Here is a 15,314-nt window from a genome sequence, read left to right on the forward strand (position 1 = left end):
GATGTCGCATCACCTGCGGATCACCACGGATCCCTGTCTGAATCGAACGGGGTCATCATGCGGCCACCGATTACCGCTGCGTTCCCTTAGCGAATGAGGGAACGGGAACGAAGCGGGAACGGATCGGGAGGGAACCGGGAGCCGGGACGGCAAGGGTCGTTGCGTAGTTGTCTGCAGTAAGGAGTACTCAAGTGAAGGACCCCAGGGATCGTTCTCCCGACGGGACGGAGCTGCGCCAGGCCTTCGAGGACCTGTCCACCGTGGAGCGGTGGGCCGAGCATGTCGCGTCCGGCGTTCACTCCCGCCCGTACGCCGCACCGGAGTCCTTGGAGGGCCCCCAGCTCAGCGTCGAGACCAGAACCCAGGACGGCATGCACACGGTGGCCGGGATCGTGGAGTGGCCGCCCGGGGACGACGCCGGGGCGGCCGTCCTGGACGAGACGGAGCGTGCCGTACTCCGCTCCCTCGTGAGATCGCTCCTCGACCTGGCCGGCCACGAGTCGGGAACCGCCCGTACCCGCGTGGTGCTCACGCCCGTCGGCCCCCGCGTCACCGCCTGCCAGCTCCACGTGGACTAGCCGGGTTCCAGAAGCCCTTTGGGCAGGCGATTCCGGTCCGTTCCCGCGGCAGTTCCCAGCGGCGGTACCGGGGCAGGAACGGACCGGGAACGCCGGTCAGCAACATCAGTGGTGTCGGGAAGCGGAACACCGCAAAACCCACAAACACTACTTAGGGGCGGGACCATGGGACACAAGCTTGCTGGGCTCTTCGGAATCATCGCGGCGACGCTGGCCTTCGGTTTCGGCGTCACGGTCGAGGCGGGTCAGTCGCACAGCCCCCGGAGCACTCAGCAGGTTGTGGCCGACGACAAGGGCCCGACGGTGATCGGCACCCACGTACTCGCCGACGACAAGGGCCCCACGGTCATCGTCACCCCCAATGACGACAAGGGCCCGACGGTGATCGGCACCCGCGTACTCGCCGACGACAAGGGCCCCACCGTCATCGTCGCCACCCCGAACGACGACAAGGGCCCGACGGGCATCACCGACACGACCAACGACGACAAGGGCCCGACGTCCCCCGCCATGTGATCCCGCGCCTCGACGAGCACGCCCCGCACCGGAGTCACGGTGCGGGGCGCGGTGCTGTTCCGGGGCGGTGGGACGACGTGCCGTGACGGGATGCCGCTGCGGCGGCCGGCCGTCAGCCGCGACGATGCCCCTTCAGCACACCCATCTCGGCGAAGAGCTTCTCGGCCTCGGCCCGGTGCCGGACCGCGTCCGGCGTGTCACCGAGGGCGTCGGCCATGCCCGCGAGGGCGTAGGCCTCCTCGATGCGGTAGCTGAGGGACGAGGCGAGTTCATGGGCATGGGTGTGCAGCGCGAGCGCCGCCGCCATGTCGCCCTGACGCCGGCGCAGCCGGCCCACCACGTTCTCCACCTTGGCCCGGCGCAGGGGGGAGGAGTTCGTACGCATCATGTCGAGGGCCCGCTCCGCCTGGTCCGGGTCCCGGGGCGGCCGGCCCAGCAGGTTCTCCACATCGGCGGACAGCGCCAGGGTCAGGGCGAGGTTCACCTCGTTGCCGGCGTCCCCGTACAGTCCGCGGGCCTCCGCCAGGCAGCGGTCGGCCTCCTCGTAGGCGCCCAGGCCGACATGGGCGAAGGCGAGGTCGGTGATGGCTCCGGGCAGTCCCTCGTGCTGCCCCAGCTGCCGGCTCAGTTCGGCCGACCGCAGCGCGGCGTCCCGCGCCTCCTCGTACCGTCCCCACTGTTCGTAGAGCGTACTCAGGATGGTCAGGCTCTCGGCCTCCGCGCGCGGCATGTCCAGGTCGCGTTCGTGCGCGATCGCCGTCTCCATGTGGCCCAGGGCCTCGGAGAAGTCGCCGAGCAGGCTGTTGAACTGGCCGAGGATGCTCTCGCTGTGGGCCTGGGTGTGCAGGTCGCCGAGACGGATCGCGACGTCCCGGCTCTCCCGGGCGGCTTCGAGCCCCTCGGCGAGACGGCCGAGTTTCCAGCAGGCGACGCCCAGATTGGAGAGGCTCACCCCCAGCAGCGCCAGGTCCTGCAACCGCCCGGCGGCGGCGACCGCGACCCGGCTCAGCTCGCCGAAGTCCTCCAGGAGACCGAGGTCGTTGAGCTGGAAGACGAGATTGCGCGACAGGCACACCACATAGCGGTCGTGGCCCTTGCGTTCGGCGAGCGTGACTGCCGCGAGGAGCGCCGTCTGCTCACGCAGGAACCACTTGCGTGCCCGCTCGGCGGTGCCGAGGTCGGGCATCTCGGCCGTCGAGGGCGGGATGCCGGTGCTGCGCCGGCGCCGCCCGGAGTAGAGGAGATCGCACGCCTCTTCGGTGGCGGTCAGGTAGTAGCCCAACAGCCGCTCCACCGCACCGGAGTCCTCGGCGGACTCGACGAGCAGGCTCTGCGCGAAGCTGCGGACCAGGTCGTGGAAGGTGTAGAGGCCGATCTCCGGCTGCTGCACGAGATGGACGTCGAGCAGCATCTCCAGCAGGTCTTCCGCGTCCCGGGCGCCCGTGCCGAGCAGCGCGCCGGCGGCGTGGATGTCCATGTCGCTGCCCGGGTGCAGCGCCAGCGTCGAGAACGCGTTCCGGCACTCCTCGTCCAGGGCCTGGTAGGACAGGCGCAGGGTGGCGGAGACGCTGCGGGCGCCCGAGCTGAGCTCGTCGAGTCTTCGGGTCTCGTCGCGCAGCCGTTCGGCCAGGTACTGGAGGGTCCAGCGCGGGCGGTTGCGCAGCCGGGCGGTGGCGATCCGCAGGGCGAGAGGGAGATGGCCGCAGAGCTGCGCGAGCTCGGCGGCCGCCTCGGGTTCGGCGGCTACGCGCTGCGCACCGAGCGTCTCGGCGACCAGCATCGCGCTGTCCTGAGGCGGCATCACCCCGATGGAGATCCACCGCGCTCCGTCCAGATCGACCAGCCGGGCACGGCTGGTGACCATGATCAGGCTGCCGGGGGAGGCGGGCAGGAGCGGGCGGATGGCGGCGGCGTCCGCCGCGTTGTCGAAGAGGATCAGCAGCTGCTTGCCGACCAGGGTGGCCCGCCACAGGGCGGTGCGCGCGGGTACGTCGTCGGGGATGAGGTTGCCGGGGACGCCGAGGGCCCGCAGCAGAGTGTCGAGCGCCATGCCCGCGGTCACCGGCTGGTCGCCGGGCGTGTACCCGCGCAGGTCTATGTGGAGCTGGCCGTCCGGGTACTCCGGCGCGAGCCGGTGCGCCGCCCGCACCGCGAGCGAGGTCTTGCCACAGCCCCCCATGCCGTCGATGGCCACGATCTGGGGGCCCTGCTCACCGCCTTCCTTGGCGGCACGCAGGATCTCGGCCAGTTCCCGGTCCCGTCCGGTGAAGTCCGCGAGGTCGTACGGGAGGGTGCTGGGGGGGTCGGCGGGCAGGGCCACGGACACGACCGGGGCGGCCGTCGGCTCGGGCCCGGCCAGTTCGGGGCTGTCCCGGAGGATTCCCTCGTACAGCTTGGTCAGATTGGGGCCGGGATCGATGCCGAGTTCCTCCACGAGGAGCTCGCGCACCTTGCCGTACTCCTCCAGCGCCTCGGCCTGCCGCCCGGACCGGTACAGGGCGATCATCAACTGGCCGCGCAGGGACTCGCGTAACGGGTTCTGCTGAACCAGTTCCCTCAGTTCGACGACGAGTTCGGAGGCCTCGCCGAGTCCCAGGTGGAGGTCGAAGAGCTGTTCCGCCGCGGTCAGCCGGCGCTCCTCGATGGACGTCGACGCGGCCTCGATGACCGGACCACCGCCGCCCGACAGAACAGGCCCCCGCCACAGGGCGAGGGCACCACGCAATATCTCGGCGGCTTCGGCCGTACGGCCCTCGGACGCCGTCAGCTTCGCTTTCCGGATCAGTAGGCCAAATTCAGCCAAGTCGATATCGCATTGTTCGTCGGCGACGCGATAGCCGGGCCCATCGGTGAGCAGGACGTTGGCACCCCCCGGTATCCGCCTTCGGAGATCCGCGACCGCCTTGCGTACTTGGTGGGGCGCTGTCGGCGGCGGTTCTTCGTCCCAGGCCGCCTCGACCAGCCGGGAAACCGGAAGCACCTTTCCGGGCTCCAGAAGCAGAGTGGCCAGAACTCGCTCCTGGATGACTCCCCCCAGCCGGAGCCGCGTTCCGTTCGACCACCCCTCTATCGGGCCAAGAATGTTGAAACGCAGACGAACCTCTTCCGCTGTAGACACGCATCCTCCCCCTCAGCTCTGCCCACCCGCAGCTCTACCCAGGCGCGAGGCGATCGTAGCCCCTGGGTGAAGGAAGTCGCGGTACTGCACCGGGAAGACTTCGGGAATGGCTCGATGGAAGCTGTTCATCGACGGCAGGCCTTCGCTGCCACGGAGAGTACGGAGCGTGAGCGGGCCGGAAAGATCCCGGTCCCGGGCGCGCGTTCCGGACAGTCCTGGGAGGCCGGGCAACCGGCTATTGCATTTTCTGAGCAAGTGGAGACCGAGGAGACAATGATGAATTCCCAGCCTGCACCCGGGCTTGACGCTCTGCTGCAGAATGCGCGCAGACGTGCGGGGCTCACTCAGGAACAGCTCGCGGGGCTTTCCACGGTGAGCGTACGGGCCATTCGAGACCTGGAGCTGGGGAGGGTCCAGCACCCGCGCAGGGAAACACTGAAGCTCCTCGCCAATGCCATGAGGCTGAGTGACGCGCGACGCGTGGAGCTCGAACTCGCCGTCGACGCGAAGGCCGTGGGCCGGGTCTTCCAGGACATCTACGGGGCGGACCTCGCCACACCGCCTCCCGCGCTGCGTCCGCTGGTGGGGCGGCGCCCGGAACTGGAGGCGCTGACAGCCCGGTTGAGCACGGATCACGAGCGTCTGCTGACGTTGGTGGGCCTGCCGGGCGTGGGGAAGTCGCGGCTCGCCCAGGAGGCCGCCTCCCTCATTCACGCGCGGGACCGGGTTCCGGTGCTGTGGGTCTCCCTCGACGATTCGGCCGAGACCGCGGAAGCGGCTCCCCGCAGCCCGCAGTCGACCGTGGCCGGCTGGGTGCGCGCGCTCGTCCGCGACGGCGAGGAATTCGAGGAGCTGGCCACACTCATCGGATCCAAGGCGACCCTGATCGTACTGGACGGTCACGATGTGTCACCGGCCGTCACCTCTCGGCTGCTGAGTCTGCTGCGTGCCTGCGAGCGCTTGAAAATACTCACCACCACCGACCGGCCGGTGCAGCTGCCCGGTGGGCGGCTGCTGCCACTGGCGCCGCTCGCGGTGCCGTCCGCCGACGATCTGGCCGTCGAGGCGGCCGGCGACACCCTCGTCGCGGACCGGCACGCCGTCGAACTGACGCTCTCCCATGTCAGTTACATGCGCCCCGACTTCCTCCCCACGGACGCCGTCGTCACCACCGTGGCCCACATCTGCCGGGCGCTGGACGGAATGCCGCAGGCACTGGAGGCCGCGGCCTCGTGGCTGCTCCTGTACTCCCCCCAGCAGCTCCTGGACATCGCCCGCACCACACCGCTGGTCCTGCTCGACGGCGTCACGCCCACCGACCCCGCCGCCGGCCCCACCCTGAGCGAGCGGCTCACCGCCGCCGTTACGGGGCTCGCCCCGCAGGCGGCCGCCCTGCTCCGGACACTGGCGACCCTGGAGGACCCGTGGTCGGTGGACGACGCCGCGCGCGTCTGCGGAACCTCGCTGGCCGGGACCGCGCGTGACGTGCACGCCCTGCTGGTCCGCGGCCTGATCCGCCGGCTGCCCGCCACGGCCGGTGACTCGGTGGGCTTCACGGTGCTCAACCTGGTCCGTGCGGTGCTCGCGGCGGAGCGGGAGACGGCGCCCGCCGCTCTCGTCCCGGTACTCGTCGACTGACGGCGGCCCGCCCGGTCCGGTCCCGCGCTCTCGTTCCCGTCCCGCTCCCAACCGTCGTCCTCGTCCCGTCCTCGTCCTCGCGAAAGGCACCCCACCCATGCGCAATCTGCTCTCGCTCGCCGATCTCACGCCCGCCGAGCTGGACCACCTCGTCCGGCGTGCCGTCTCGTTCGGCCGCGACGGCATCGTGCCGAAGCCGCTGGCCGGACGCCAGGTCGGCCTCTACTTCCGCAAGTCCTCGACCCGGACCCGTACGTCCTTCTGGAGCGGGGCGACCCGGCTCGGCGCCGATGTGATCACCTTCGGTCCGAACGAACTCCAGCTCACCACCGGCGAGACGGTGGAGGACACCGCCCGGGTCCTCGGCCAGTACCTCGACGCCCTCGTCGTACGGACCAACGGGGACGTGGACGAGATGCGCCGGCTCGGCAGCAGCGAGGACCTGGCCGTCGTCAACGCCCTCAGCCTGGACGAGCATCCGACCCAGGCGATCGCCGATCTCGCCACGCTCACCGAGCGGTTCGGCTCGCTCGACGGTCTGCACCTCCTCGCCGTCGGTGAGGGCAACAGCTCCGGCGCGGCCCTTGCGCTCGCCGCCGCACTCACCCCCGGCCTGCGCCTCACCCTGCTGTGCCCGCAGGGCTACGAAGTACCGAAGGACATTCTGGACCTGGCGGCCGAACTCAGCGACGGCAAGGCCCTGGTGACCCAGATCGTGACGCCCGACGAGGTCGAGGGCCCGGTGGACGCCGTGTACACCAGCCGGTGGCAGACCATGGGCGTGACGAAGGAGAACCCCGACTGGCTCAGCGACTTCGACGGCTTCCAGATCAACCGCGGCTTCCTGGACCGCTTCGGCGGCCCGCGGACCGTCTTCCTGCACGACCTGCCCGCGGTCCGGGGCGAGGAGGTCACCGACGAGGTGCTCGACGGCCCGGCGAGCCTGGCCTGGCGCCAGGCCCACCACAAGATGACCGCCGCCGCGGCGGTCCTGGAGTGGTGCGTCGCCGGCGTCCAGGACTGACCGCCCGACCCGCGCTCGGCGGGCCGGGCCGACGACGAAGCTCCCGGCAGCCATGGGTTCCCATCGAGAACCCCGTGGCTGCCGGGAGCTTCGTGCGTACGCCCGCCCTTTCCACGCACGCCCCGCCCTCTCCGCGCACATGCGGGAAGGGCGGGTACGAGACGCGAAATGCGCCGCGCACCCGCCCTTGTGGCACGGGAGGAACCGTGGGTTCAGCCACTCATCGCCGCGACGACCGAACGCGGCCGCATGTCGGTCCAGTTCGCCTCGATGTATTCGCCGCACTCCTGCTTGCTGCCCTCGTCCTTCACCAGTTCCCAGCCCGCCGGCTGCTGGATCCGGGCCGGCCACAGCGAATACTGGCCCTCTTCGTTGGCCAGCACCACATAGCGGCCCTGAGGGTCCTCGAACGGGTTGGTTGCCATGATTTCCACCTCGGTTTGACGAAGGTATGCATTCGGTCGTCGGGTCGGACTGATTTCTTTTCGCCTGCATCAAAGGCTAGGAGCCGCGGGCCGGTTCGCCGGGCAGAAGCCCAGGCAGATCGGCGGCATCACGGAGCGCGGGATCAGGTGAGCACGCGGGCCGTCTGATGCGCGTAGGTGAGGGCGACCCCGGTGGCCACGGTCGCCGCGCGCACCGCGCCGAGCGCCTCGCGCACCAGCTCCGAACGCTCCGCCGGCCTGACCTCGAACCCGGTCTGACCGGCACGGACGATGGTCACCGCCGCTTCGAGCACGGCGATCTGCGCCTCGCCGAGCGCCTCCCCGCGGTCGACCCTCTCCCGCACCTGTGCCAGGACGTCCGCGAGCACGTCCGCCGCACGGACACTGTGGCCGGTCTCTGCCATGTCATGACTCCTCGGTCGTTTCGCCGGCGGTGTGCACGGGGCCGGGCGGTGAATTCTGCGGGCGCAGTCCGGCCAGTCTCACGCCCCGCCGCCCGCCCGGCACAGGGCTGTCGGCCAACTGCTCCCGTCCTGCCGCCCAGTTGCCGCCGGTCACGCCGGAATCGGCTTCGCGGCGAATCTACGGTGGTGGCCGGAAGGAAGTTCAGGTCAAGCCTGGACCTCTTTCTCCCCCTGTCATCCAATGATGTGGACGAAGCGAACAATGAAGCCTGCGGAATGGGCGGCTCGTCATCGATCCGGGCCGCTGGATGTTGTTGTCACCGGACTGCAATCCGATGCGCACACCTGGAATCTCATCTACATCCAATTGCTGCTCGAAGACCTCGGGCACAAGGTCGTCAATCTGGGTTCCTGCGTGCCCGAGGACGAGATCGTCGAGTCCTGCTGCAAGTTCCAGCCCGACCTGCTGGTCGTCAGCAGCGTCAACGGACACGGCTTCAACGATGCCCAGCCGCTGATCGGGGCCATCCGGTCGCGCTGGGAGCTGACCGGACTGCCCGCCGTCATCGGCGGCAAGCTCGGCGTCTCCGGCGGCGGGGAGGAAGAGGCCGATGTCCTCAGGAGGGCCGGGTTCGACGCGGTCTTCCAGGACGGCGTCGATCTCACCGCTTTCGAGTCCTACGTCGGCTCACTGCCCAGAGAGGTGGAACGATGACCCCGCCGGTCCTCGCGGCAGCCCCGGAGAGCCGCACCACCGTGCACCGGCGCCCGCTCTCCTTCGGCCGCTTCGTCGCCGAGGCCCAGGGCCGCGGCGCCCTTGTGGTGCAGCCCCGCATGGGCTTCTCCGACCCCGCACTGATGCGGGCCGGCCTGCTGGCCACCAAAGGCGCCGCCGACGCGGTCGTCGGCACCATGACGATCGACAGCTACACCCGGGTGAGCGACGAGGCGTCCGCGGTCCGCGCGCTGAACAGCGGCGTCCCGCTCAACGGATTCCCCATCACCTCCTACAGCCCCCACACCTCGCGCTGGGTCCTGGACGGCGTCCGGGACGCCGGCTTCCCGGTCCAGATCCGGCACGGGTCGGCGCGCCCCCAGCGCATCGTCACCGCACTGGCCCGGCTCGGCCTGGACGCGACGGAGGGCGGCCCGGTCTCCTACTGCCTGCCCTACGGGCGCACCCCGCTCCTGGACTCCGTACGCAACTGGCAGGAGAGCTGCGAGTTCCTCGCCGGACTGCGCGGCACCGGGGCGGAACCGCACCTGGAGACCTTCGGCGGCTGCATGCTCGGCCAGCTCTGCCCACCCGGACTCCTCGTCGCGATCAGCGCGCTGGAAGCACTCTTCTTCCACCGGGCCGGGCTGCGCAGCATCTCGCTCAGCTACGCCCAGCAGACCAACGCGGCGCAGGACCGCGACGCGGTGCACGCGCTGCGCCGGCTGGCCGGCGAACTCCTGCCGGACACCGACTGGCACATCGTCCTCTACACCTATATGGGTCTCTACCCGCAGACCCGGCGCGGCTCCCTGGATCTCCTGGAGCGCTCGGCCGAGCTGGCCGTGGAGACCGGGGCGGCCCGGCTGATCGTGAAGACGGCCGCCGAGGCACACCGCATCCCGACCGTGACGGAGAACGTCGAGGCCCTGCGGGTCGCCGCGCGGGCCGCGTCCCGGCACCGGGCGGCGGCCGTTCCGGTACCGCGCACCGACCCGGCGGACAACGCGGTCCACGCCGAGGCCCGCGCCCTGGTGGACGCCGTGCTGAACCTCGACGACGACCTGGGCCAGGCTCTGCTGAAGGCCTTCGCCCGCGGGTACCTCGACGTCCCCTTCTGCCTCCACCCCGACAACGCGGGCCGCTCCCGGAGTCTCATCGACGGGTCCGGCCGCCTCGCCTGGTCCGAGATCGGGGCGATGCCGCTGGGCCCCGTCCGCGACCGCGGCCGCCGGCTCACCGCCGCCGGGCTGTTCGACGCCCTGTCGTTCGTCCAGCGCCGCCACGACCGCACCCTTCCCTCGTCCGTCTCCCGCCCCCCGCTTCCCCCGGCGGCCCGACGCCCGGCAGCCCATCGGCAGCACACCCAGGAGGTAGCACCATGACCAGTACGATCGCCGAGCCCTTCGGCCGCATCGCGCCCGCGTTCCCGGCCTCTCCCGACCAGCACCTGATGGCCGAGCCGACCCGCGCCACGCTGCGGGTGCAGAGCCGCATGCTCGCCGCCACCCGCTCCTTCCTGACCGCGCAGGGGTTCCAGGAACTGCTGCCGCCGGTCATCGGACCGGTCACCGACCCCGGCATCCGGGGCTCCAAGCAGGTGGACATCGACTTCTACGGCCACAAGTACAAGCTGATGACGAGCGCGATCCTCTACAAGCAGGCATCGCTGCTGGCCTTCGAGAAGATCTTCTACATCGCTCCCAACGTGCGCCTGGAACCGCTGGAGACGGCCGTCACGCACCGCCACCTCGCCGAGTTCCACCAGATAGACGTGGAGATCCGCGACGCCGGCCGCGAGGACGCGATGGAGCTCGCCGAGCGGCTCGTGGCGCACGTGGTCGACCAGATCGTCCGCGAGATGCCGGGTGATCTGGAGCTCCTGGGCCGGGACCGGGACGCCTTCCGCGAAGTGGTCCAGGGGGCGTTCGCCCGCACCACGCACCAGGAGGCCACCGCGGACCTGGTGGCGCTCGGCCACCCGCAGGACCCGGGTGCCGAGATCGACTGGGAGGGTGAGGAGATCCTCTCCGCGAAGACCAGCCGCCCGTTCTTCGTCGTCGACTACCCCAAGGGCTCGCGGGGCTTCTACGACCAGGAGGACACCGAACGCCCCGGCATCCTCCGCAACTTCGACCTGATCGCCCCCGAGGGCTACGGCGAACTGGCCAGCGGCAGCGAGCGCGAACACGACTACGCGGCCCTGGTCACCCGGATGCGCGAGACCGGCGAGAACCCCGCGAAGTACGGCTGGTACCTCGACCTGGCCCGCCGCGGCATCCCCGCCAGCGCCGGCTTCGGCATCGGCCTGGAGCGCTTCACCCGGTACGTCACCGGCCGCACCGCCGCCTGGGAGGCCAGCGCCTACCCGAAGCTCCCCGGAGTGGTGTCGGCATGAGCATCCTGAGCGCCGAAGGCTTCCCCGAGGAACGGGTGCGGCACCGGGCCAGGGCCGGAGCGGCGGCGGTCTTCCCCGCCCTGGAGTCCTACGGCAGCAGCCTGCTGGGCGCGATCCCGGCCGGTCACGACCCGTACGACGTGCTGGAGCGCGCCAGGATCGTGCCCCCGGTGTTCATGCCGGAACGGCTGAAGAAGCTCATCGACCTGGCCCGCGAACCGCTGTATACCGACGTCGAACTCACCACGTCCGTCGGCGGGTTCGCCTCCCGGCTGCCGCTGTACGTGTCCGCGTTCGGCTCGACCCGGGTCGCCAGCCACGACCTGGGCGAGGCGGCCGGACGGCAGGCCGGACAGCTCGGCATCCCGATGGTCATCGGGGAGAACGTGGTGCCGGTCAACGGCTACCGCGCCGCCTCCGACTCCGCGGCCTCCCCGCTGCTCGGCCGGATCGCCGCCTACACCGCCGCCGCCGACGACGAGCACGGCGGGGTGGTGGTCCAGCAGTCCACCGAGGACGCGGACGCCGAGGTGTGGAACCTGGTCTACAGCGACCCCGTCTCCGAACCGCTGCTCGCCACCGGCCGGCTCGCCTTCGAACTGAAGGTCGGCCAGGGTGCGAAGCCGGGGCTCGGCGGTCTCACCGTCCTGGGCCGCGAGGCCGGCGGCAGGGTCGCCGAACAGTACGCCCTGGACGAGGTGTTCGGCGCGGACAGCGACTCGGTCCTGCGGATCAGCAGCCCCGGCACCTTCACCGAGGAGATCCTGCGCCAGCAGATCCGGCTGATGCGGAACAACTTCCCCCGCGTGAAGGTGTGGGTGAAGCTGCACCCCGGCCGCGACATCGCCCTCGCCGCCGCCACCGCCTGGGCGGCCGGCGCCGACTCCGTCACGGTGGACGGAGCCGAGGGCGGCACCGCCTGGGCCCCGACCGGCTTCCTCAGCCAGGTGGGGCTCCCGCTCGGCGAGTGCCTCACCCGCATCGGGCCCACCGACCACTGCCTGCTCGCCAGCGGGCGGATCTGGGAAGGCGGCCGGGCAGCGAAGGCGCTGGCGCTCGGCGCCCGCGCCGTCGGCCTCGGCCGGGCCGCGCTCCTCGCCGTCGACGAGGACGCCGACGCCGGCCTCGTCCGGCTGGCCGAGAGCATCGCCCTGGAGCTCCGGCTGCTGATCAGCTCCGTCGGCAAATACCACGCGAACGCCCTGGAAGCGGACGACATCCTGCTGCCCGCCGACGCCGCGACAGCATCCCGCACCGGCTGACTCCCTTCCCCACCACACGACTTCGCACCATCCGCACGTCATCCACCGTGGCTCCGTCGGTCTCCCGGCACGCCGCGAGACCACGAGATCCGAGCTACCAAGAAGGTGTCGAGATGTCCCAGCCGCAAGCAGACCCCGCCCTCACCCTCGGCGTCGGCGTTCCCGCGCACGTCGCCACGTACAACGACACGGCCGAGGACCTTCCCGAGGGTGAGCTGCACACGCTCTTCGCCGCGCAGGCCGCCCGCACCCCGCAGGCCGTCGCCCTCGTCCGCGAGGACCGCAGCCTCACCTACCGGGAGCTGGACGGTGCGGCCAACGCACTCGCGCACCGGCTCGTCACCGAGGGCGTACAGCCCGGCGACGCCGTAGGCCTCCTCTTCGACCGCTCGTTCGCCTACGTCATCACGGTCCTCGCCGTACTGAAGAGCGGCGGCGTCTACGTACCCCTCGACCCCCGCCAGCCCGAGGAGCGGCTCAGCTGGATCCTCGGCAACACCGGCGCCACCCTCCTGGTGACCGATCGCGAGGCCGGGGAGACGGACTTCGCGGCGGACCTGCCCGCCCTGCGGCTCGACGACCACAGCGCCACGGCCGGCAGCGCGCCCACGCCACCCGACATCACGGTCCACCCCGACCAGCCGCTGTACATCATGTTCACCTCCGGCTCCAGCGGCACGCCCAAGGGCGTCGTCAACACCCACCGCAACGTCGTCGAACTGGCCCTGGACCCGGGCTTCGGCGCCGCCGCCCACGAGCGGGTGCTCGCCTACTCGCCGCTGCCCTTCGACTCCTCCACCTACGAACTGTGGGTTCCCCTGCTGCGCGGCGGACTGGCCGTCATCCTGTCCGCCCCGAAGATCGACATCGGTGAACTGGCCGAGGCCATCACCCGCCACGACGTGACCGCCGCCTACTTCACCACCGCCCTCTTCGACGCCATGGCCGGCGAGGCGATCGACGGGCTGCGGCAGCTGCGCGAGATCTGGACCGGCGGCGACGTCCTGTCCGGCGTCGCCCTCCAACGAGCCCTCGACCACTGCCCGGACACCACAATCGTGCACGTCTACGGCCCCACCGAGGCGACCGTCTTCTGCAGCTACCAGACCTTCACCCCCGAGGTGCGCACCCTCGACCGGCTCCACCTCGGCATCCCGATGGCGAACACCGCCATGTACGTCCTGGACGCCGGACTGCGCCACACCGCCCCCGGCCAAGCCGGCGAACTCTACGTCGCGGGACCGCACCTCGCCCAGGGCTACGGCCGGCTGCCGGCCATGACCGCCGAACGGTTCACCGCCGACCCGTACGGACCCGCCGGCAGCCGCATGTACCGCACCGGCGACCTGGCCGCGTGGAACGAGCACGGCGAGATCGTCTTCCTGGGCCGCGCCGACCAGCAGGTCAAGCTCCGCGGCAACCGCATCGAACTCGGCGAGATCGAGACCGTGCTCGTCCGCCACCCCTCCGTCGCCCAGGCCGCGGTCATCGTCCGCGAGGACCGGCCCGGCGACAAGCGCCTGGTGGCCTACGCCGTACCCGCAGAGCCGGGGGTCCTGGACGGGGCCGAACTCCTGCGCCACGTGGGCCAACACCTCGTCGAGTACATGGTGCCCTCGGCCGTCGTCCCCCTCGGGACCCTGCCGCTGACCCCGAACGGCAAGCTGGACCGGCGCGCACTGCCCGCCCCGCGCCTCGGCGCGACCCCCAACGGCCGGGCCCCGCGCAACCCCGTCGAGGAGGTCCTGTGCGGGCTGTTCGCCCACTCCCTCGGCCTGCCGTCGATCGGCATCGACGACGACTTCTTCGCCGTCGGCGGCCACTCACTGCTCGCCACTCGGCTGGTGAGCCGGGTGCGCACCGTCCTCGACGTCCAGCTGACACTGCGGCAGTTCTTCGAGTACCCGACCGTGGCCCTGCTCGCCGAATACGTCGCCACCGGCGGCGGCGAGTCCGCCCGCCCGGCCCTGACGGCCCAGGAGCGGCCCGAACCACTGCCGCTCTCGGCCGCCCAGCAACGGCTCTGGTTCCTCGACCAGCTGGAGGGCCCGTCCGCGACATACAACATCCCGCTCGCCGTCCGGGTACGTGGCGAACTCGACGCCACCGCCCTGGAATCGGCGTTCAGCGACGTCGCCGGACGCCACGAGAGCCTGCGCACCGTGTTCGGCCAGGCCGACGGACAGACCTACCAGCGGATCCTGCCGGCCGACAGCGTCCGGGTCGAACTGCCGGTCACCCCGGCCACCGAGGACACCGTCGCCGCGCTGCTCACCTCCGAGTCCGAGCGCATCTTCGACCTGGCAGCCGATCTGCCGTTCCGCGCACGGCTGTTCAGTCTCGGCGAGCGCGAGTACGTACTCCTGGTGGTCATGCACCACATCGTCTCCGACGGCTGGTCCTACCAGCCGCTCATGCGCGACCTGAGCACCGCGTACGCGACCCGCTCACGTGGTGAGCGCCCCGCTTGGGACGCGCTGCCCGCCCAGTACGCGGACTACGCCCTCTGGCACCGCGGCATACTCGGTGACCCCGCGGACCAGGAGAGCGTCGCCGCACACCAACTCGACTACTGGCAAAAGGCATTGGCCGAACTCCCGGAGGAAGTCACCCTGCCCGCCGACCGGCAGCGACCGGCCGTCGCCTCCTACCGCGGCGCAACACACACCGTGCACTGCTCCGAGGCCGTCCACGCCCAGCTCGCAGAGCTGGCGAGCGAGTCGGGCGCCTCGGTGTTCATGGTGGCCCAGGCGGCGGTGTCGACGCTGCTGTCGCGGTCCGGTACCGGGCACGACATCCCCCTCGGCTCACCGATCGCCGGCCGTACGGACCAGGCGCTCGACGACCTCGTCGGCTTCTTCGTCAACACCCTGGTCCTGCGCACCGACACCAGTGGTGACCCGAGCTTCCGGGAGCTGCTGACCCGGGTCCGGGAGACCGACCTCGCCGCATGGGGGAACCAGGACCTGCCGTTCGACCGACTGGTGGAGGCCCTCAACCCGGACCGCTCGGCGGCCCGGCACCCGCTGTTCCAGGTGATGTTGACGCTGACCGACGCGGACACACCGACACTCGTCGCCGGCGACCTGGACACCGAGTCGGAGTTCACCTGGCTGCGATTCGCCAAGTTCGACGTGACGTTCTCGTTCGCGGAGCATCGTGGGGTGGATGGTCGGCCGGGTGGGTTGGACATCACGATCGAGTATGCGACGGAT

At 70.9% G+C, this 15,314-nt stretch carries 12 protein-coding genes; 9 read left to right on the forward strand and 3 right to left on the reverse strand.

Annotated elements, in window-relative coordinates; genetic code table 11:
* Positions 1–191 precede the first annotated feature (191 nt).
* Together AB0I52_RS27590 and AB0I52_RS27595 are read left to right on the forward strand one after the other, a co-directional pair.
* Positions 192–578 (forward strand): hypothetical protein, encoded by a 387-nt coding sequence (locus tag AB0I52_RS27590; protein ID WP_363077029.1) that lies wholly within the window; start codon positions 192–194, stop codon positions 576–578.
* Between the two features lie 165 nt (positions 579–743).
* Positions 744–1,094 carry a hypothetical protein gene (locus AB0I52_RS27595; RefSeq protein ID WP_363077031.1) on the forward strand — a complete coding sequence of 117 codons (351 nt, stop codon included), beginning with the start codon at positions 744–746 and terminating at the stop codon, positions 1,092–1,094.
* 112 nt (positions 1,095–1,206) lie between these two features.
* Here AB0I52_RS27595 and AB0I52_RS27600 read toward each other — a convergent pair whose 3' ends face one another.
* Positions 1,207–3,897, reverse strand: coding sequence for a BTAD domain-containing putative transcriptional regulator (locus AB0I52_RS27600; RefSeq protein ID WP_363077033.1), 2,691 nt, complete (start codon positions 3,895–3,897; stop codon positions 1,207–1,209).
* A 591-nt stretch (positions 3,898–4,488) separates the two neighbouring features.
* On the opposite strand from AB0I52_RS27600, the gene AB0I52_RS27605 reads away from it, so the two are divergent.
* Both AB0I52_RS27605 and AB0I52_RS27610 read left to right on the forward strand, forming a co-directional pair.
* Entirely contained in the window at positions 4,489–5,850 is a 1,362-nt protein-coding gene (locus AB0I52_RS27605; protein WP_363077035.1) for an AAA family ATPase, read from the forward strand.
* A 97-nt stretch (positions 5,851–5,947) separates the two neighbouring features.
* Positions 5,948–6,874, forward strand: coding sequence for an ornithine carbamoyltransferase (locus AB0I52_RS27610; RefSeq protein WP_363077037.1), 927 nt, complete (start codon positions 5,948–5,950; stop codon positions 6,872–6,874).
* 212 nt (positions 6,875–7,086) lie between these two features.
* Here AB0I52_RS27610 and AB0I52_RS27615 read toward each other — a convergent pair whose 3' ends face one another.
* Positions 7,087–7,299 (reverse strand): MbtH family NRPS accessory protein, encoded by a 213-nt coding sequence (locus AB0I52_RS27615; protein ID WP_363077039.1) that lies wholly within the window; start codon positions 7,297–7,299, stop codon positions 7,087–7,089.
* A 143-nt stretch (positions 7,300–7,442) separates the two neighbouring features.
* On the reverse strand, positions 7,443–7,724 hold the full coding sequence (locus AB0I52_RS27620) for a hypothetical protein (protein WP_363077041.1): 282 nt from the start codon (positions 7,722–7,724) through the stop codon (positions 7,443–7,445).
* 262 nt (positions 7,725–7,986) lie between these two features.
* Between AB0I52_RS27620 and AB0I52_RS27625 the strand changes: the two genes are divergently transcribed.
* From AB0I52_RS27625 to AB0I52_RS27645, 5 genes are all read left to right on the forward strand, one after another.
* Entirely contained in the window at positions 7,987–8,439 is a 453-nt protein-coding gene (locus tag AB0I52_RS27625) for a cobalamin B12-binding domain-containing protein (RefSeq protein WP_363077043.1), read from the forward strand.
* The gene (locus tag AB0I52_RS27630; protein WP_363077045.1) at positions 8,436–9,824 is read left to right on the forward strand and encodes a methylaspartate mutase; all 1,389 of its coding nucleotides are present in this window, start codon (positions 8,436–8,438) and stop codon (positions 9,822–9,824) included. Before AB0I52_RS27625 ends, AB0I52_RS27630 begins: the two co-directional genes overlap by 4 nt.
* Positions 9,821–10,837 (forward strand): asparagine synthetase A, encoded by a 1,017-nt coding sequence (locus AB0I52_RS27635; protein ID WP_363077047.1) that lies wholly within the window; start codon positions 9,821–9,823, stop codon positions 10,835–10,837. The genes AB0I52_RS27630 and AB0I52_RS27635 overlap by 4 nt, the downstream gene beginning before the upstream one ends.
* A complete protein-coding gene (locus AB0I52_RS27640; RefSeq protein WP_363077049.1) occupies positions 10,834–12,099 on the forward strand; it encodes a glutamate synthase-related protein in 1,266 nt (421 codons plus the stop codon). Before AB0I52_RS27635 ends, AB0I52_RS27640 begins: the two co-directional genes overlap by 4 nt.
* A gap of 113 nt (positions 12,100–12,212) precedes the next feature.
* A partial coding sequence (locus tag AB0I52_RS27645) for an amino acid adenylation domain-containing protein (protein ID WP_363077051.1) occupies positions 12,213–15,314 on the forward strand: 3,102 nt, incomplete at its 3' end.

The organism is Streptomyces sp. NPDC050423, assembly GCF_040655445.1.
Taxonomy (GTDB): Bacteria; Actinomycetota; Actinomycetes; order Streptomycetales; family Streptomycetaceae; genus Streptomyces.

Coding starts and splice junctions, on each gene's coding strand:
- AB0I52_RS27595 (WP_363077031.1), top strand. CDS start 744: ATGGGACACAAGCTTGCTGGGCTCTTCGGAATCATCGCGGCGACGCTG.
- AB0I52_RS27605 (WP_363077035.1), top strand. CDS start 4,489: ATGAATTCCCAGCCTGCACCCGGGCTTGACGCTCTGCTGCAGAATGCG.
- AB0I52_RS27610 (WP_363077037.1), top strand. CDS start 5,948: ATGCGCAATCTGCTCTCGCTCGCCGATCTCACGCCCGCCGAGCTGGAC.
- AB0I52_RS27615 (WP_363077039.1), bottom strand. CDS start 7,299: ATGGCAACCAACCCGTTCGAGGACCCTCAGGGCCGCTATGTGGTGCTG.
- AB0I52_RS27620 (WP_363077041.1), bottom strand. CDS start 7,724: ATGGCAGAGACCGGCCACAGTGTCCGTGCGGCGGACGTGCTCGCGGAC.
- AB0I52_RS27625 (WP_363077043.1), top strand. CDS start 7,987: ATGAAGCCTGCGGAATGGGCGGCTCGTCATCGATCCGGGCCGCTGGAT.
- AB0I52_RS27630 (WP_363077045.1), top strand. CDS start 8,436: ATGACCCCGCCGGTCCTCGCGGCAGCCCCGGAGAGCCGCACCACCGTG.
- AB0I52_RS27635 (WP_363077047.1), top strand. CDS start 9,821: ATGACCAGTACGATCGCCGAGCCCTTCGGCCGCATCGCGCCCGCGTTC.
- AB0I52_RS27640 (WP_363077049.1), top strand. CDS start 10,834: ATGAGCATCCTGAGCGCCGAAGGCTTCCCCGAGGAACGGGTGCGGCAC.